This is a genomic window from Klebsiella sp. PCX (genome assembly GCF_021869705.1).
Lineage (GTDB): Bacteria > Pseudomonadota > Gammaproteobacteria > Enterobacterales > Enterobacteriaceae > Klebsiella > Klebsiella quasipneumoniae.
Map to the genome: position 1 here is coordinate 2,007,581 of NZ_CP091527.1, position 16,449 is coordinate 2,024,029.

Genomic DNA, 16,449 nt, shown 5'->3' on the forward strand with positions numbered 1-16,449 from the left:
CGCCCTGCGGGATTAGCGGCCCGCTTTCAGCTTCTGGTAATACTCTTCATAAAGGGCGCTGGCGCTGCCGACGTCATTCTGCCATTCGCCTTTTTCGATGGTGGCGGCGTCCGGATAGAGCGATTTATCGTTGGCCACTGCCGGGCTGAGCATTTTGCGCGCCGCCAGGTTTGGCGTGGGATAGCCGATGGTTTCCGCGACCTGTTTGGCGACATCCGGGCGCAGCAGGAAGTTAATCAGCTTCAGCGCGCCGTCGACGTTCTTAGCATTTGCCGGAATCGACAGGCTGTCCATCCAGAAGATGCCGCCTTCTTTCGGCCAGATCACTTCCAGCGGGGTACCGGCCTGGCGTGCGACATAAGCCGAGCCGTTCCATACCATCCCGAGGTTCACTTCGCCTTCCATATACGGGTTCGCCGGGTTATCGGAATTAAACGCCGCGACGTTGGGCATCAGTTTTTTCAGCTCGTTATAGGCGGCTTCAATCTCTTTCGGGTCGGTCGTGTTGCCGGAATAACCCAGCTTACGCAGCGCCATCTGGAACACTTCACGTGCGTCGTCGGTTAGCAGCAGGCTACTTTTGTATTCCGGTTTCCACAGGTCGGCCCAGCTGGTGACGGTTTTCGGATCGATAGCGTCGCTGTTGACGCCGATAGCCGTCGCCCCCCAGATGTAGGGGATGGAGTAGTCGTTATTCGGGTCGAACGGTTTGTTCAGCATCTGCGGATCGAGGTTGCTGAAGTTAGTCAGCTTGCTCTTATCGATCTTCTGCAGCATACCTTCTTTGCGCATCTTGTCGACGAAGTAGGTCGACGGGACGACCAGATCGTACGCTCCGTCTTTATAGGTCTTGAGTTTGGCGTACATGGTTTCGTTCGACTCGTAGGTCGAGTAAATAACCTTGATGCCGGTCTCTTTGGTGAACTGCTCCAGCAGGCCCGGCGGCACATATTCGGTCCAGTTGTAGAAGTAGAGCGTTTTGCTGTCGTCCGCGTGGGCAGCGCTCATGCCGATTGCCAGAGCGCCCGCCGCGAGCAGGTGGCGTGACCATTTTTTCATTTTAACGTCCCCTGAGTTTTATCACGTGCAATTAACTGACTGGCGATAACCATCACCAGCGACAGAACCAACAGTATCGTTGCCAGGGCGTTCACCTCTGGCGAAACGCCGACCTTCACCATCGAATAGATCTTCAGCGGCAGGATTTCATACCCCGGACCGGTGACGAACGAGGAGACCACCACGTCATCCATCGACAGCGTGAAGCTCAGCAGCCACCCGGCGGCCACCGCCGGCAGGGCCAGCGGCAGGATGATTTTACGCAGGATGGTCATCTCGCTGGCGCCCAGATCTTTCGCCGCCTCCAGCATCCGCACGTCAAAGCCTTTCAGCCGGGAGTATACGGTGACCACCACAAACGGCAGGCAAAAGGTGATATGCGAAAACAGCAGCGACCAGAAGCCAAGCTGGACGCCAATCAGCATAAACAGCACCAGCAGGGAGATAGCCATGACAATATCTGGCGACATCATCACTACAAACAGCATACCGCTAACGAACGGTTTGCCGCGAAAGCGATAGCGATACAGCGCCACGGCGGTCAGCGAGCCGATAAGGGTGGCGAAGGTCGCCGAAAGCACCGCCATGGTCAGCGAGTGCTGGGCGGCCTGCAGCAGGCTATCGTTGTTCATCAGCAGGCTATACCAGTCGGTGGTGAACCCCTGCCAGTTGATGCCGAAGCGCGACCGGTTAAATGAGTTAACGATCAGGATAATAATAGGGATGTAGAGATACGCGTAGATGGCGGTCATAAAGCCGCCGCGCAGCAGTCGACCGATCATTCCAGCTCCACCTTTTTATTCAGCAGGCGCGCCGCGCGCCAGTAAATCAACAGCATCAGGCCCATCACCAGGGTTAAGGTAATGCTGGTTGCCGCGCCGAACGGCCAGTCGCGAATATTGAGGAACTGGCTCTTGATCACGTTGCCGATCAGCAGGTTCTTGGCGCCGCCCATCAGGTCGGAAACGTAGAATAGCCCCATCGCCGGCAACATCACCAGCAGGCAGCCGGCGATGATCCCCGGCATGGTTAGCGGAATGATGATGCGGATAAACGTCTGCAGCTTGCTGGCGCCGAGATCTTTCGCCGCTTCCAGCAGCGGACGGTCCAGTTTCTCAATGCTGGAGTAGAGCGGCATCACCATAAACGGCAGCAGGATGTATACCAGGCCGATAATCACCGCCGACGGGGTGAACATAATGCGTATCGGCGTGTCGATCACTCCCAGCCACAGGAGAAACTCGTTAAGGTAGCCTTTGGTGCTGAGGAAAATCTTCAGCCCGTAGATGCGGATCAACGAGTTGGTCCAGAAGGGAACGATCAGCAGGAACAGCAGCAGGGGGCGCACCTTCTGCGGCAGCCGGGCAAGGAACCACGCAAACGGGTAGCCCAGCGCCAGGCAGGCGAGGGTCGCCAGCAGCGCCATGTTCAGCGAATGCAGCAGCACGTCGTAATAGAGCGGATCCAGCAGCCGCGAGTAGTTGTCCAGCGTGAAGACCAGCTTGACGAAGTTAGCGTCGTCGCGGGTCAGGAAGCTGGTGGCGATGATCATCAGGTTGGGCAGAAAGACAAACAGCACCAGCCAACCAACGATGGTGGCGATCACCACATTCTGGAATTTACTGGTGTTCTTCATCGGCCAGCACCACCTCCCAGCTCTCTACCCAATTGATAGACATTTTCTGATCAAGAGAGTGGTCGAAATCCGGGTCGTCTTCGTTAAAGAATTCGCTGACCATCACCATTTTGCCGTTTTCCAGCTCCACCACCGACTCGAGGGTCATGCCCTTATAGTTGCGCTCGCGGACATAGCCTATCAGGCCGTCGGCGTCGCTGTTGTGGTGGATCTCATCGACGCGCAGATCTTCCGGGCGCAGCAGGACATGCAGGCGCTGGCCGGCCTCCACCGCAAAATTGACGGTGATGTTGCATTCACGCCCTTCCACGCTGGCCCGCACGCGCTGTTCGTCGAGGCGTTCAATGACCGTGGCGTCGAAGATATTGATCTCGCCGATAAAGCTGGCGACGAACAGGTTTTTTGGCTCTTCGTAGATCTCGCGCGGGGTGCCGTCCTGCTCAATTTTGCCATCACGCATCACCACGATGCGATCGGACATGGTCAGGGCCTCTTCCTGGTCGTGAGTGACGAAGACGAAGGTGATGCCGAGCTTACGCTGCAGCGCTTTCAGTTCGTTCTGCATCTGCTTGCGCAGCTTGTAATCCAGCGCCGAAAGGGACTCATCGAGTAGCAGCAGGCGCGGTTTGTTGACCACCGCGCGGGCGATGGCCACGCGCTGCTGCTGGCCGCCGGAGAGCTGGTGCGGTTTGCGCTGGGCAAAGGCCTCCAGCTGCACCATCTTTAAGGCATCCATCACCCGCGGTGTGATTTCCGCCGCCGGGGTTTTCTGCATCCGCAGGCCAAAGGCGACGTTCTCGAACACCGTCATATGCGGAAACAGGGCGTAGCTTTGGAATACGGTATTAACGTGGCGGTTTTCCGCCGGAACATGAGTGATATCGTGATCTTCGAGATGGATCCGTCCGCTGTCGACGTTTTCCAGGCCGGCAATAAGGCGCAGAACGGTGGTTTTACCGCAGCCAGAGGGGCCAAGCAGGGTGAGAAACTCACCATTGTTGATGGTCAGGTTAAGGTTATCGATGACCGTTTTACCATCAAAGCTCTTGCGAATTCCCGCCAGATGCACCAGCGGCGAACGCGAACGCGGTTGTATATTCAATTTTTGACTCTGTCCCATGTAGACGCAACGGAAATTTCCGGCCGCTGCGGGGTTTGTGATTAACCACCTTTGGGGTTGCACGTTTTTAATAAGGGCCAGCATTCTACGGCAAACGAGGGTAATCGCCAATCCTTGATACGCCCGCATAGTCTACCTTTACACCATAACGTCGGTTCCGTTATTAAATTTCGCTTTACGGGCTAAAAATGACCTGACGCAATATTTGTCTTTTCTGGCTTATCAATAATGTTGTCACAAAAGAAGAGGGTGGCTACATGGATAAATTGCTTGAGCGTTTTTTGCAGTACGTTTCTTTGGACACGCAGTCGAAGCCTGGCGTTCGTCAGGTCCCCAGCACGGAAGGGCAGTGGAAGCTGTTACGCCTGTTGCAGGCGCAGCTGGAAGAAATGGGACTGGTCAAGGTAACGCTGAGTGAAAAAGGGACGGTAATGGGAACCCTGCCCGCCAACGTTGAGGGCGATATCCCGGCCATCGGCTTTATCTCTCACGTCGACACCTCCCCGGATTTCAGCGGCAAAAACGTTAACCCGCAGATTGTCGAAAACTATCGCGGCGGCGATATCGCGCTCGGCATTGGCGATGAGGTGCTCTCTCCGGTGATGTTCCCGGTTTTGCATCAGCTTTTGGGGCAGACGCTGATCACCACCGACGGGAAGACGCTGCTGGGGGCGGACGACAAGGCCGGCATCGCCGAAATCATGACCGCGCTGGCGACCCTGCAGGCGAAAAACATCCCCCACGGCGATATCCGCGTGGCCTTCACCCCCGATGAAGAGGTGGGAAAAGGGGCGAAGCATTTCGACGTCGAGGCCTTTGACGCCCGCTGGGCCTACACCGTAGATGGCGGCGGGGTCGGCGAACTGGAGTTTGAAAATTTCAATGCCGCCTCGGTGACCATTAAGATCGTCGGCAACAACGTGCACCCCGGCACCGCGAAAGGGGTGATGGTCAACGCGCTGTCGCTGGCCGCGCGCATTCATGCCGAAGTGCCGGCCGACGAGGCGCCGGAGACCACAGAAGGCTATGAAGGCTTTTATCACCTCACCAGCATCAAAGGCAGCGTCGATCGGGCCGAGATGCACTACATCATCCGCGATTTTGACCGCAAGCACTTTGAGGCGCGCAAGCGCAAGATGATGGAGATCGCCAAAAAGGTGGGCAAGGGGCTGCACCCGGACTGCTATATCGAGCTGGTGATCGAGGACAGTTATTACAACATGCATGAGCAGGTGATTGCCCACCCGCACGTGGTCGATATTGCCCGCCAGGCGATGGTGGACTGCGATATCGAACCGCAGATGAAACCGATCCGCGGCGGTACCGACGGCGCGCAGCTCTCGTTTATGGGACTGCCGTGCCCGAACCTGTTTACCGGCGGCTACAACTATCACGGCAAACATGAGTTTGTCACCCTGGAAGGGATGGAGAAAGCGGTGCAGGTGATCGTGCGTATCGCCGAGCTGACGGCGGCACGAACAGGGAAATAACCTTCGCAACCAGACCGGTCATTCTGCTTGTCGCATAAGATGCCGGATGGCGGCTTCGCCTTATCCGGCCTACGGTCCAGCCGGTGACCGCAGAACCCGTAGGCCCGGCAAGCGCAGCGCCGCCGGGCAGGATGGAGACTCAGTCGCCAAAGAACCAGTAGCCGCTGTTGACCAGCGCCGCCAGCATGGCGAGGAAGGAAGGATCTTCCAGCGCATCGCCAAAATGGTCGGCGCGCAGCGTCAGGTGGGTAGCTAAGGCGTCCAGCGCCGGACGGTGCGGGGAGTTGATCTTCTCCCCATTGACGAACACCTCGCCGTCAATGCGCAGCACCCGCAGGCCGCCCAGGCGTTCCAGGGTATCGCCCTGCTGCAGGGCATCATAAATCTCGTCAGGCTGATACGGCGGCTCCGGCGGCGCGACGTCAAGTTCATGACGCGACTGGGTGATAAACTCGCCGAACCACTGCTTAAAGTGCTCCGGTTGGTTAATCAGCCCCAGCATCATCTCGCGCAGGCGGTCGAGTTCGGCCGGTAAAATATCCGCCGGATGGTCGCGCGACGGCACGTCCGGATCGGCGTAGCGCTGGCTGCCCAGTTCGCGCTGGAGAACGTAGTCGGCAAATCCGCTGAACAACTCGCGGGCATTCGGCGCGCGATAGCCGACCGAATAGTTGAGCGAGTTTTCCAGCGAATACCCCTCATGCGGGAATCCTGGCGGAATATAGAGAATATCCCCCGGCTCCATCTCTTCATCGATAATCGCCTCGAAGGGGTCAACCTGCAGCAGGTCCGGATGCGGGCAGTGCTGTTTCATCGGCACTTTTTCCCCGACGCGCCAGCGTCGACGGCCGGTGCCCTGAATGATAAACACATCATACTGATCCAGATGCGGGCCGACGCCGCCGCCCGGTACTGAGAAGGAGATCATCAGGTCGTCGATACGCCAGTCCGGCAGGGCGCGGAACGGATGCATCAGCGCCGCAGACGGCTCATGCCAGTGGTTAACCGCCTGCACCAGCAGGGACCAGTTGTTTTCGCTCAGGTGATCGTAGCTTTCGAAGGGACCGTGACTGACCTGCCATTTTCCATCCTGATGGCTGACAAGGCGGCTATCGACCTCGCTCTCCATGGCCAGTCCAGCCAGTTCGTCCGGGCTCAGCGGGTCGATAAAATTGGCGAAGCCGCGCTTCAATACCACCGGCCGTTTTTGCCAGTAGCGTTCGATAAAGTCGGGCCAGTTAAGCGTTAATTGATAATCCATATTGATATTCCACTGCAGGTGTCTGACAGGGATTATAACGGATGCGGCGCCCCGGCGATGCAGGCGCCGTGAAAAAACTCAACGATTAACTCTCTTTATCTTCCATCAGCTGGCGGCCAAACACCACCTCCATGCAGGCGCCGCCGAGCAGGCTCTCGCCGGCGATGATCTCCCCGTCATATTGTTCGACGATTTCCCGGGCGACGGAGAGCCCCACCCCCTGGCCGGGACGCAGAGTATCCGCCCGCTGGCCGCGGTCGAAGACGGCGCGGCGCTGGCTCGGTGGGATCCCCGGCCCATCGTCTTCCACCAGGATGTGCAGATGACTGTCGGTGGTCTGGCGCACGGAAACCTCCACGAACTCCAGACAGTACTTACAGGCGTTATCGAGAACGTTGCCCATCACTTCCATAAAATCGTTCTGCTCGCCGACAAAACTGATCTCCGGCGAGATGTCGAGCGAGATATTGACCCCCTTGCGCTGATAGACCTTATTGAGGGCGGAGGTCAGGCTGTCGAGCAGCGGGGCGATCGGGTGTAGTTCCCGGCTCAGCAGGGTACCGCCGCTGCGCATGCTGGCGCGATGCAAATAGTAACCAATCTGCTGCGAAATGCGGCTTATCTGCTCCAGCATCACCGGCTCCGCCTCGTCGACGCTGATCTTCTCGCCGCGCAGCGAGCGCAACGTGCTCTGCATCACCGCCAGCGGCGTTTTCAGGCTGTGGGTGAGATCGGTGAGGGTGGTGCGGTATTTGTCATAGCGTTCACGCTCGCTGCGAACCAGCCGGTTAAGGTTGCTCACCAGTCGGGTCAGCTCGCGGGTGGTGTTGGGATTGAGCTTCTCGCGGTGATGTTCCTCCAGCTCGCGCACCTCTTTGGCCAGCGACTCGATGGGGCGCAGGCTCCACCAGGCGGCGACCCACAGCAGGGGGATCACCAGCAACAGGTTGGCGGCCAGCACGTAGATAAACCAGCTCCACACCATATAGCTGCGCTTGAGCTCCACCGGGATGGTGTCGACCACCACGATACTGAGCTGGGGCATTTTGCTGGTGGCTGGGTAGAAGTTGATCGCCACCGAGTGGGTCATCTCCGAATCGTCGCCCTGTTCGCGGATGGCGTCCAGCTGTTCCTGAACCTCATGGTTATTGCGCAACAGCATACTGCTGCTGTCGACATCGGCTTCAATTTCATGGAAGCCATTGCGTTTCAACCAATCCGGTTGAATGCGCTTCGTCAGCCAGGGGACATCGCGCTGCGCCCACAGTAGTTTGCCCTTCTCATCGTAAATAAGGGTCACCGTCGGGCTTTCCATATTCAGATTTTCCGGGATATCGACATCAATGGCGCCGTTCTCCCATTTGGCCAGCATATAAAAGAGATTGCTCTCGCCGCGTAGCAGACGGAAGGTGGTTTTATCGAAGCTGACGCTGTAGCCCACCAGCGCCACCATGCCATAGGCCAGGGAGAGCACCAGCACCACCCCGGCGGTCGCCAGCAGGAAGCGAACCCGTAATGACAGCGGGAAAATATGCCGCAACAGTCCCTTCATCAGCGCAGTTCGAACAGATAGCCCTGGCCGCGCACCGTGGTGATGACGTCCTGCGGGTATTCAGCCTGAATTTTCTTACGCAGCCGGCCCATCAGCACGTCGATGGTATGGCTTTCACGCAGTTCGGCATCCGGGTAAAGCTGGAGCATCAGGGAATCTTTACTGACCACTTTGCCGCGGTTGCGGATCAGGGTTTCCATAATCGTGTACTCAAAGGCCGTCAGCTTGATCGGCTGATCGTTCACCGACAGCTCGCGGCGGGAGAGGTCGACCTGAAACGGCGGCAGAGAGATCACCTGCGAGGCCAGGCCGCTGTTGCGGCGCAGCAGCGCCTGCATGCGGGCGGCAACCTCTTCAATATGGAAAGGCTTGGTGACGTAATCATCCGCCCCGGCGCTGAGCACTTCGACTTTATCCTGCCATCCTTCGCGGGCGGTCAGCACCAGCACCGGCAGCGACACGTCATGGCTGCGCCAGCGACGGATCAACGATAATCCATCTTCGTCCGGCAGGCCGAGATCGACGATGGCGATATCCGGGAGATGTTCGCCCAGATAGTAATCCGCTTCCTTGGCATCCTCTGCGGCATCGACCTGATGGCCCAGCTCCTGGAGCTGAACTTTGAGGTGGTGACGCAGCAGGGCATTATCCTCAACCACGAGTACGCGCATGGCTGTTCTCCCTTGCAATTTCGAAAGTAGTCTGACGTTTATTATATACGCAAAATATAAACAGCTGTTAAATAAAGCTTTTTATACAAACGGCGTGGAGCATCGCCGGGCAGGCCGGCGTTGAGCGGCGCCTTTTGCGCAGCGGGTATGGAACTCCTTCATTCTATGCGTAATTTCAGCAAACGCCCAGCGGCTGGGCGCGGCAGTGAGCGGGTTGGTGATGTTAATTTTTTGTGTAATAGTGCTCGAATCCTCCCTCAAGAACGCCGCAGGTTATTCATTATGTCTCAGCAGCAGAGCGCGGATTGGGTCAGGCTGGCGCAATCGCCCAGCCGCACGGAGCGCATCGAAGCCTTCTTCGGCGGCCACGGCTACGAGCCGCACCGGCATGATACCTACGCCATCGGCCAGACGATCGCCGGCGTGCAGAGCTTTCACTATCGCGGCGGGCTACAGCACAGTCTGCCCGGCGGGACGATGGTCCTTCACCCGGACGAAATACACGATGGCGAGGCGGGCACCGAGGCGGGGTTTCACTACCGCATGGTCTACATTGAGCCAGCGCTGATCCAGAAGATACTCGGCGGCAGGCCATTGCCGTTTATCCCCGGCGGCCTGTCGGCGGATCCACGGCTAGGTCGCGCCGTGCAGCCGCTGTTGAAAGCGGTTACGGATACCTTCGAGCCGCTGGAGGAAGAAGACGCCCTGTACGACCTGGCGCAGACCCTGGCCGTGGTCGGCGGGCAGCGTTCCCGTCGCCAGGCGTTTGATTATCAGGCGGCGGAGAGGGCTCGGGAGTATATCCATGCCTGTTTTATGCAGGATATGACCCTCGACACCTTGTCGCAGGTCAGCGGCCGGGACCGCTGGAGCCTGAGCCGTGATTTCAGAACGCTGTACGGCACCAGCCCGTGGCGCTACGTCATGATGCGCCGGCTCGATTTTTGTCGCCAGCGGATGCGCGCCGGGGAGCGTCTGGTGGATATTGCCGCTGACGCGGGCTTTGCCGACCAGAGCCACATGACGCGCCAGTTTATCAGCCGCTTTGGCCTCTCTCCGGGGCGCTGGCTGCGGGCGATCCGCGGCTAAGGCGGCGCAGGTTGCACAATCGTTCAAGCGTCAACGCGGCGAGGCGAACTATGCTGACTGCCTTTATCACAAGGAGACAGCCTATGTATCAACTCGTTAATCTTGCTCAGAAATTTTCCCTGTTCAGCGAACAATGGCAGCCCAAAGTGGTGGCCGAAATGAATGACTATCAGTTCAAGATCGTGCGCATCGCCGGCGACTTTATCTGGCACAGCCACCCGGAAACCGATGAGACGCTGATGGTGGTGGAGGGGGTATTGCGCGTGGACTTTCGCGACGGACATGTGCTGGTGAAGGCCGGGGAGATGATCGTCGTGCCGCGCGGGGTGGAACATAAGACCTCGACGGAGACGGAAGCGAAGCTGATGCTGATTGAACCGCGCGGGGTGTTAAATACCGGCCACGAGGGCGGCGAGCGGACGGCGGTGAACGACGTTTGGATCTGATCGCTTTCCGGCGATAAAACGCCCCTCTTTCCGGCGGAAAGAGGGGCAGGGCGATTACTTCAGCTCGTCAACCATGGTGGTTGCCCGACCGATATAGTTGGCCGGGGTCATCGCTTTGAGACGCACTTTTTCCTCTTCCGGCAGGGCGAGGCTGTCAATAAACTGCTTCATCCCTTCCGCGTCCACGCGTTTGCCGCGGGTCAGCTCTTTCAGCTTCTCGTACGGTTTTTCGATACCGTAACGACGCATCACGGTCTGGATCGGCTCAGCCAGTACTTCCCAGTTGTGATCCAGTTCGTCCAGCAGGCGATCCTGGTTCAGCTCCAGCTTGCTGATCCCTTTGAGGGTGGACTGATAGGCGATCAGCGCATAGCCGATGCCCACGCCGAGGTTACGCAGGACGGTGGAGTCGGTCAGGTCGCGCTGCCAGCGGGAAACCGGCAGTTTGCTGGCCAGGTGCTGCATGACCGCATTGGCCAGGCCGAGGTTGCCTTCGGAGTTTTCGAAGTCAATCGGGTTCACCTTGTGCGGCATGGTGGAGGAGCCGATTTCCCCGGCGATGGTCTTCTGTTTGAAGTGGTTGAGCGCGATGTAGCCCCACACGTCGCGATCGAAGTCGATCAGAATGGTGTTAAAGCGCGCGATGCAGTCAAACAGCTCAGCGATATAGTCATGCGGCTCGATCTGCGTGGTGTACGGGTTCCACTGAATGCCCAGCGAAGTAACAAACTCTTCGCTGAACTGATGCCAGTCGACTTCCGGGTAAGCGGCGATGTGGGCGTTGTAGTTACCCACCGCGCCGTTGATTTTACCAAGGATTTCCACCTGGTTCAGCTGACGGTACTGGCGCTCCATACGGTAGGCGACGTTCGCCATCTCTTTACCCATGGTGGACGGCGTCGCCGGCTGGCCGTGGGTGCGGGAGAGCAGCGGCACATCGCGGTACTGGGTCGCCAGATCTTTTACCGCGTCAATCAGTTTGCGCCAGTAAGGCAGAACCACTTCGTCGCGGGCGGTTTTCAGCATCAGCGCGTGGGAGAGGTTATTGATGTCTTCGGACGTACAGGCGAAGTGAATAAACTCCGACACGGCGTGCAGTTCGGCGATGTCAGCGACTTTCTCTTTCAGAAAGTACTCTACCGCTTTCACGTCGTGGTTAGTGGTGCGCTCGATGGTTTTGATGCGCTCGGCGTCTTCGACGCTGAAATCGGCAACGATTTTGTCAAGGAAACCGTTTGCGTCGGCAGCAAAAGCAGGAACTTCCTTGATCGCTGCGTGGGCGGCCAGTTTTTGCAGCCAACGTACTTCCACCTGAACGCGGAATTTCAGCAAACCGAATTCGCTGAAGATACCGCGCAGCGCGCTGACTTTATCGCCGTAGCGGCCGTCTACAGGGGAAACGGCGGTCAGTGAGGATAATTCCATAGATCACAACTCCGGGGTTAAATGAGCAAGAATTTGCTTTGCCTGGTTAACCAGACGATTACGGGAAAACATAAGCTGGAGACGTCCGCCGCCCACCTGATGCCAGAGCACCGCGGCGCGAATACCCGCCAGCAGCGCTGAGCGAACTTTCGCCTGCACCTGCGGGCTTTGCAGCACGGCAGGGGAGCCGGTCACCTGAATACGCGGGCCCAGCGGGCTTATCACGTCGACATAGATGCCCGCCATGGCGCTGAGCAGCGTTTCGGACTGCAGGTCAAAGTGCTCCAGCTGACGGTGCAGGCCGGCGATGCGGTTGCCGAGCGTGTCCATCGCCCCTTTACTGGCGGCGAGCTTGCGCTCCAGCACCATCAGGCTCAGGGTATAGCGGGTGAGTTCCGCATTGAGGCCCTGGCGACTGCTGGTATTGAGCACCCCGAGCAGCGTTTCAAGGCCGAGGCGAAGATTGGCTTCACTGCCACCGAACACCGCCAGCGTCGACTCGGGATCGAGGTCGATGATGCTGTTCAGCGACACATGCAGGGCATCGCTGTCGCAATGTCCCTGATGCGCCAGTTGCTGAACCAGTCGCGCCGCCTGGCAAACGCCAGCCAGCGCCAGGGTGATGTCATAGTAATTCTTCGCCACACATACTCCTTGTCAGCCGCCGGGGCGGTTCGTCCCGGCGGAAATAACGCGCGTTCAGGACTGCAGAGGCAGTCGTTGTTCAATAATTCCGCCGCCGAGACACACTTCACCCAAATAGAATACCGCGGACTGGCCCGGTGTCACTGCCGCGACCGGCTCATCGAAGCGGACTTCGATACGGTCTTCATCCAGCGCGGTAACGGTGCAGGGGATATCGGTCTGGCGATAGCGGGTTTTCACCGTGCAGCGCAGGGTGCCCTGCAGCGGTTCACGGTCAACCCAGTGCAGCTGTTGGGCAATCAGACCGACGGACATCAGGCGCGGGTGGTCATGGCCCTGGGCGACGATAAGAATATTATTCTCAACGTCTTTATCGACCACGTACCATGGATCTTCACTACCCTCTTTGGTGCCGCCGATACCCAGCCCTTTACGCTGGCCCAGGGTGTGGTACATCAACCCCTGATGGGTACCGATCTCCTCGCCGTCGACGGTGAGGATTTTGCCCGGCTGCGCCGGCAGGTAACGGCCAAGGAAATCGCGGAATTTACGCTCGCCGATAAAGCAGATGCCGGTGGAATCTTTTTTCTTCGCGGTGATCAGATCCAGCTCTTCGGCGATCTTACGCACCTGCGGTTTTTCCAGTTCACCCACCGGGAACAGGCTCTGGGCAATCTGCTCGTGGCTGAGGGTATAAAGGAAGTAGCTCTGATCTTTATTGCCGTCGAGTCCGCGCAGCAGCTGGCTTTTACCGTCGACATCGGCGCGGCGCACATAGTGCCCGGTGGCGATGTAGTCGGCGCCGAGGTCTTCGGCAGCAAACTCGAGAAAGGCTTTAAATTTGATCTCTTTATTGCACAGAATATCCGGGTTCGGCGTGCGGCCGGCTTTGTACTCTTCCAGGAAGAGCTCAAAGACGTTATCCCAATATTCGGCGGCAAAGTTAACGGTGTGCAGTTCAATGCCCAGCTTATCGCAGACCGCTTGCGCATCGGCAAGGTCGGCGGCGGCGGTGCAGTATTCCTCGCCGTCGTCTTCCTCCCAGTTCTTCATGAACAGGCCTTCCACCTTATACCCTTGCTGCAGCAACAGGTACGCGGAGACCGAGGAGTCGACGCCGCCGGACATGCCGACGATCACTTTTTTCTGGCTTTCTGACATGGAAATACTCGCTACATTGAACTTCGAGGCGGCGTATTCTAGCACGCGCTCACCGTTCATTCACCCCCTGTGAACGGCCAGTTAAAGGCGCCAATCAGCGACAGCGGCTGCCGCGGGTCCTGCAGGTAGCAGCGAATGCTTTCGGCAACCAGCGGCGAGCGCAGGTTTGGCGCGTTAAGAATTTCCTCAGCACTGAGCCACAGGCAGCGATCGATATCGCTGTCGTGCGGTTCAGTGGCGCACAGATCGCTAAGTTCGATAGCGAACAGGAAGCGCAGAAACGGGGTGTTATCGGGAGCCAGCCACTGATGCATGCGGATGAAGTGCTGCGGCGTGGCGCGAATGCCGGTCTCCTCCCACAGTTCACGTTCGGCGGCCTGCAGCAGCGTTTCATTGGCCTCGAGATGGCCCGCCGGCTGGTTCCACAGCGCTTTGCCGTTAATGGTCTCTTCGACGATGAGAAATTTATCCTGGGCGTGAACCACGCAGGCAACGGTGACATGAGGTTTAAACATCGCTTTTCCTTTTCAGTTATTCGGCTTTGCGCCAGTCGCCGTTGGCCAGTCCGTCGAGCGTATAGCCGCCCATGGCGTAGCGGATCAGACGCAGGGTGGGGAAGCCGACGTGGGCGGTCATCCGGCGCACCTGGCGGTTGCGTCCCTCGTAGAGCGTAATTTTCAGCCAGCGGGTGGGAATCGATTTGCGCTCACGAATCGGCGGGTTGCGCGGCCACAGCCAGACGGGTTCCTCCACAAGTTCTACGCCGGCAGGCAGGGTGGGGCCGTCGTTGAGGGTGACGCCGTCGCGCAGGGCGGTCAGCGCCTCGGGCGTGGGTTCGCCTTCCACCTGAACATAGTAGATCTTGCCGGTGCGCTTACCCGGCTGGGTCAGCTTCGCCTGCAGCGCGCCGTCGTTGGTCAGCACCAGCAGGCCTTCGCTGTCGCGATCGAGTCGACCTGCGGCGTAGACGCCCGCCACTGGAATAAAATCTTTCAGCGTGCTGCGCCCGGCCTCGTCGGTAAATTGCGGCAACACATCATAGGGTTTATTGAACAAGATCACAGTTTTTGGCTGGCGTTCTTTACGTTGTCTGGTGACTTGTTGTGTGCTGAATCGCTCAACGCGATGTTTTCTAAATGAAGTTTTCTGCATGGTATTTTCAGGCTCTATCAATTGCCGCATTATAGCCTAATTACGAATGCCTTTCATGGACGCAAACATTCAGGTAGTATTGACATGCTCATTACAAATTATTAACAAAAAATTGCTCAAACCGATTCGCACTACAGGCAGGAAGGCGACACGGACGCGATAGCTCCGGTTAGCGGGAAGACCCGGTACTCCGAAGCTGGCCGACTCAGCCAACACCAGGCTCGCGTGAAGAGGGAAGAGCAGAACCAGAAGCGCTCGAAGGAGAGGTTAATGGAAAGCAAAGTAGTAGTTCCGGCGGAAGGTCAAAAAATCACCCTGCAAAACGGCAAACTGAACGTCCCTCACAATCCGATTATCCCGTTCATTGAAGGTGACGGTATCGGCGTTGACGTTACCCCAGCGATGCTGAAAGTGGTTGATGCCGCCGTTGAGAAAGCCTATAAGGGCGAGCGTAAAATTTCCTGGATGGAAGTTTACACCGGTGAGAAATCGACCCACGTCTATGGCCAGGATGTCTGGCTGCCAGCTGAAACCCTCGATCTGATTCGTGACTACCGCGTTGCTATCAAAGGTCCTCTGACTACCCCAGTCGGCGGCGGCATTCGTTCCCTGAACGTGGCGCTGCGCCAGGAGCTGGATCTCTACGTCTGCCTGCGTCCGGTACGTTACTACCAGGGCACCCCGAGCCCGGTTAAGCACCCGGAATTGACCGACATGGTTATCTTCCGTGAAAACTCCGAAGATATCTATGCAGGCATCGAGTGGAAAGCCGACTCTGCTGAAGCAGACAAAGTGATCAAATTCCTGCGCGATGAGATGGGCGTGAAGAAAATTCGCTTCCCGGAACATTGCGGCATCGGCATCAAGCCGTGCTCTGAAGAAGGCACCAAACGTCTGGTTCGTGCAGCCATAGAGTATGCGATCACCAACGATCGTGATTCCGTCACTCTGGTGCACAAAGGCAACATTATGAAGTTCACCGAAGGCGCGTTCAAAGACTGGGGCTACCAGCTGGCTCGCGAAGAGTTCGGCGGCGAGCTGATCGACGGCGGCCCGTGGGTGAAAATCAAGAACCCGAACACCGGTAAAGAGATCGTGGTAAAAGACGTGATCGCCGACGCCTTCCTGCAGCAGATCCTGCTGCGTCCGGCGGAATACGACGTTATCGCCTGTATGAACCTCAACGGCGACTACATCTCTGACGCGCTGGCGGCACAGGTTGGCGGTATCGGTATCGCCCCGGGCGCCAATATCGGCGACGAGTGCGCGCTGTTCGAAGCGACTCACGGTACTGCGCCGAAGTATGCTGGCCAGGACAAAGTGAACCCGGGCTCCATCATCCTGTCCGCAGAAATGATGCTGCGCCACATGCAGTGGTTCGAAGCCGCAGACCTGATCGTCAAAGGCATGGAAGGCGCTATCGCCGCCAAGACCGTGACCTATGACTTCGAACGTCTGATGGAAGGCGCTAAACTGCTGAAATGTTCAGAGTTTGGCGACGCGATTATCGCGAACATGTAATCCCGTTAGTGGATTAAGTTAAAGCGGGAGCCGATGGGCTCCCGTTTTTTTATCGCATTCAGGCCGTTATTTTGCCGGACGCTCGCTGCGCGGTACCATGGTCGATTTCCCGCAACACAATGTCCATCAAAGCCATGCGCTTACAACAGGGCTAGCTCAGTTTACCGCGAGATCGCAAGTGGGTATGGATTGAACGCCAGGGGTCTTACTGATGGCCCGAC

The 16,449-nt window shown here is 57.9% G+C and carries 16 protein-coding genes; 4 read left to right on the top strand and 12 right to left on the bottom strand.

Features of this window, described 5'->3' with window-relative positions:
- Positions 1-12 precede the first annotated feature (12 nt).
- From potD to potA, 4 genes are read right to left on the bottom strand one after another with little or no spacing between them, the layout of a single operon-like run.
- Positions 13-1,059: a spermidine/putrescine ABC transporter substrate-binding protein PotD gene (gene potD, locus GQR96_RS09360; RefSeq protein ID WP_017898962.1), complete on the bottom strand. Its 1,047-nt coding sequence runs from the start codon at positions 1,057-1,059 to the stop codon at positions 13-15.
- Positions 1,056-1,841 carry a spermidine/putrescine ABC transporter permease PotC gene (potC, locus tag GQR96_RS09365; protein ID WP_004150813.1) on the bottom strand — a complete coding sequence of 262 codons (786 nt, stop codon included), beginning with the start codon at positions 1,839-1,841 and terminating at the stop codon, positions 1,056-1,058. The genes potD and potC overlap by 4 nt, the downstream gene beginning before the upstream one ends.
- A complete protein-coding gene (gene potB, locus GQR96_RS09370) occupies positions 1,838-2,695 on the bottom strand; it encodes a spermidine/putrescine ABC transporter permease PotB (RefSeq protein WP_004150812.1) in 858 nt (285 codons plus the stop codon). Before potB ends, potC begins: the two co-directional genes overlap by 4 nt.
- Complete coding sequence (gene potA / locus GQR96_RS09375; protein WP_004150811.1) at positions 2,679-3,815, bottom strand: spermidine/putrescine ABC transporter ATP-binding protein PotA; 1,137 nt, start codon at positions 3,813-3,815, stop codon at positions 2,679-2,681. The genes potB and potA overlap by 17 nt, the downstream gene beginning before the upstream one ends.
- Positions 3,816-4,072: 257 nt before the next feature.
- On the opposite strand from potA, the gene pepT reads away from it, so the two are divergent.
- Positions 4,073-5,305 (top strand): peptidase T, encoded by a 1,233-nt coding sequence (gene pepT, locus GQR96_RS09380; RefSeq protein ID WP_004206633.1) that lies wholly within the window; start codon positions 4,073-4,075, stop codon positions 5,303-5,305.
- A gap of 139 nt (positions 5,306-5,444) precedes the next feature.
- Here pepT and GQR96_RS09385 read toward each other — a convergent pair whose 3' ends face one another.
- From GQR96_RS09385 to phoP, 3 genes are all read right to left on the bottom strand, one after another.
- Positions 5,445-6,566 (bottom strand): ribosomal protein uL16 3-hydroxylase, encoded by a 1,122-nt coding sequence (locus tag GQR96_RS09385; protein ID WP_004206634.1) that lies wholly within the window; start codon positions 6,564-6,566, stop codon positions 5,445-5,447.
- An 85-nt stretch (positions 6,567-6,651) separates the two neighbouring features.
- Entirely contained in the window at positions 6,652-8,118 is a 1,467-nt protein-coding gene (gene phoQ, locus GQR96_RS09390; RefSeq protein WP_004206635.1) for a two-component system sensor histidine kinase PhoQ, read from the bottom strand.
- Positions 8,118-8,789: a two-component system response regulator PhoP gene (phoP, locus tag GQR96_RS09395; RefSeq protein ID WP_004206636.1), complete on the bottom strand. Its 672-nt coding sequence runs from the start codon at positions 8,787-8,789 to the stop codon at positions 8,118-8,120. Before phoP ends, phoQ begins: the two co-directional genes overlap by 1 nt.
- A gap of 282 nt (positions 8,790-9,071) precedes the next feature.
- Here phoP and GQR96_RS09400 point away from each other — a divergent pair, with 282 nt between their 5' ends.
- Positions 9,072-9,878: an AraC family transcriptional regulator gene (locus tag GQR96_RS09400; protein ID WP_004206637.1), complete on the top strand. Its 807-nt coding sequence runs from the start codon at positions 9,072-9,074 to the stop codon at positions 9,876-9,878.
- Positions 9,879-9,961: 83 nt separating this feature from the next.
- Positions 9,962-10,324: a cupin domain-containing protein gene (locus tag GQR96_RS09405; RefSeq protein ID WP_004206638.1), complete on the top strand. Its 363-nt coding sequence runs from the start codon at positions 9,962-9,964 to the stop codon at positions 10,322-10,324.
- Positions 10,325-10,378: 54 nt separating this feature from the next.
- Here the strand turns inward: GQR96_RS09405 and purB are convergent, their stop codons facing one another.
- The 5 genes from purB to rluE are packed head-to-tail and all read right to left on the bottom strand — an operon-like array spanning position 10,379 to position 14,737.
- Positions 10,379-11,749 carry an adenylosuccinate lyase gene (gene purB, locus GQR96_RS09410; protein WP_004150804.1) on the bottom strand — a complete coding sequence of 457 codons (1,371 nt, stop codon included), beginning with the start codon at positions 11,747-11,749 and terminating at the stop codon, positions 10,379-10,381.
- Between the two features lie 3 nt (positions 11,750-11,752).
- Entirely contained in the window at positions 11,753-12,394 is a 642-nt protein-coding gene (gene hflD / locus GQR96_RS09415) for a high frequency lysogenization protein HflD (RefSeq protein ID WP_004140557.1), read from the bottom strand.
- Positions 12,395-12,448: 54 nt separating this feature from the next.
- Positions 12,449-13,555, bottom strand: coding sequence for a tRNA 2-thiouridine(34) synthase MnmA (gene mnmA / locus GQR96_RS09420; RefSeq protein WP_012542211.1), 1,107 nt, complete (start codon positions 13,553-13,555; stop codon positions 12,449-12,451).
- A gap of 56 nt (positions 13,556-13,611) precedes the next feature.
- Positions 13,612-14,070 (bottom strand): NUDIX hydrolase, encoded by a 459-nt coding sequence (locus GQR96_RS09425; RefSeq protein ID WP_004150802.1) that lies wholly within the window; start codon positions 14,068-14,070, stop codon positions 13,612-13,614.
- A 16-nt stretch (positions 14,071-14,086) separates the two neighbouring features.
- Complete coding sequence (rluE, locus tag GQR96_RS09430) at positions 14,087-14,737, bottom strand: 23S rRNA pseudouridine(2457) synthase RluE (protein ID WP_017898965.1); 651 nt, start codon at positions 14,735-14,737, stop codon at positions 14,087-14,089.
- Between the two features lie 240 nt (positions 14,738-14,977).
- On the opposite strand from rluE, the gene icd reads away from it, so the two are divergent.
- On the top strand, positions 14,978-16,228 hold the full coding sequence (icd, locus tag GQR96_RS09435) for an NADP-dependent isocitrate dehydrogenase (protein ID WP_004150800.1): 1,251 nt from the start codon (positions 14,978-14,980) through the stop codon (positions 16,226-16,228).
- Positions 16,229-16,449 lie beyond the last annotated feature (221 nt).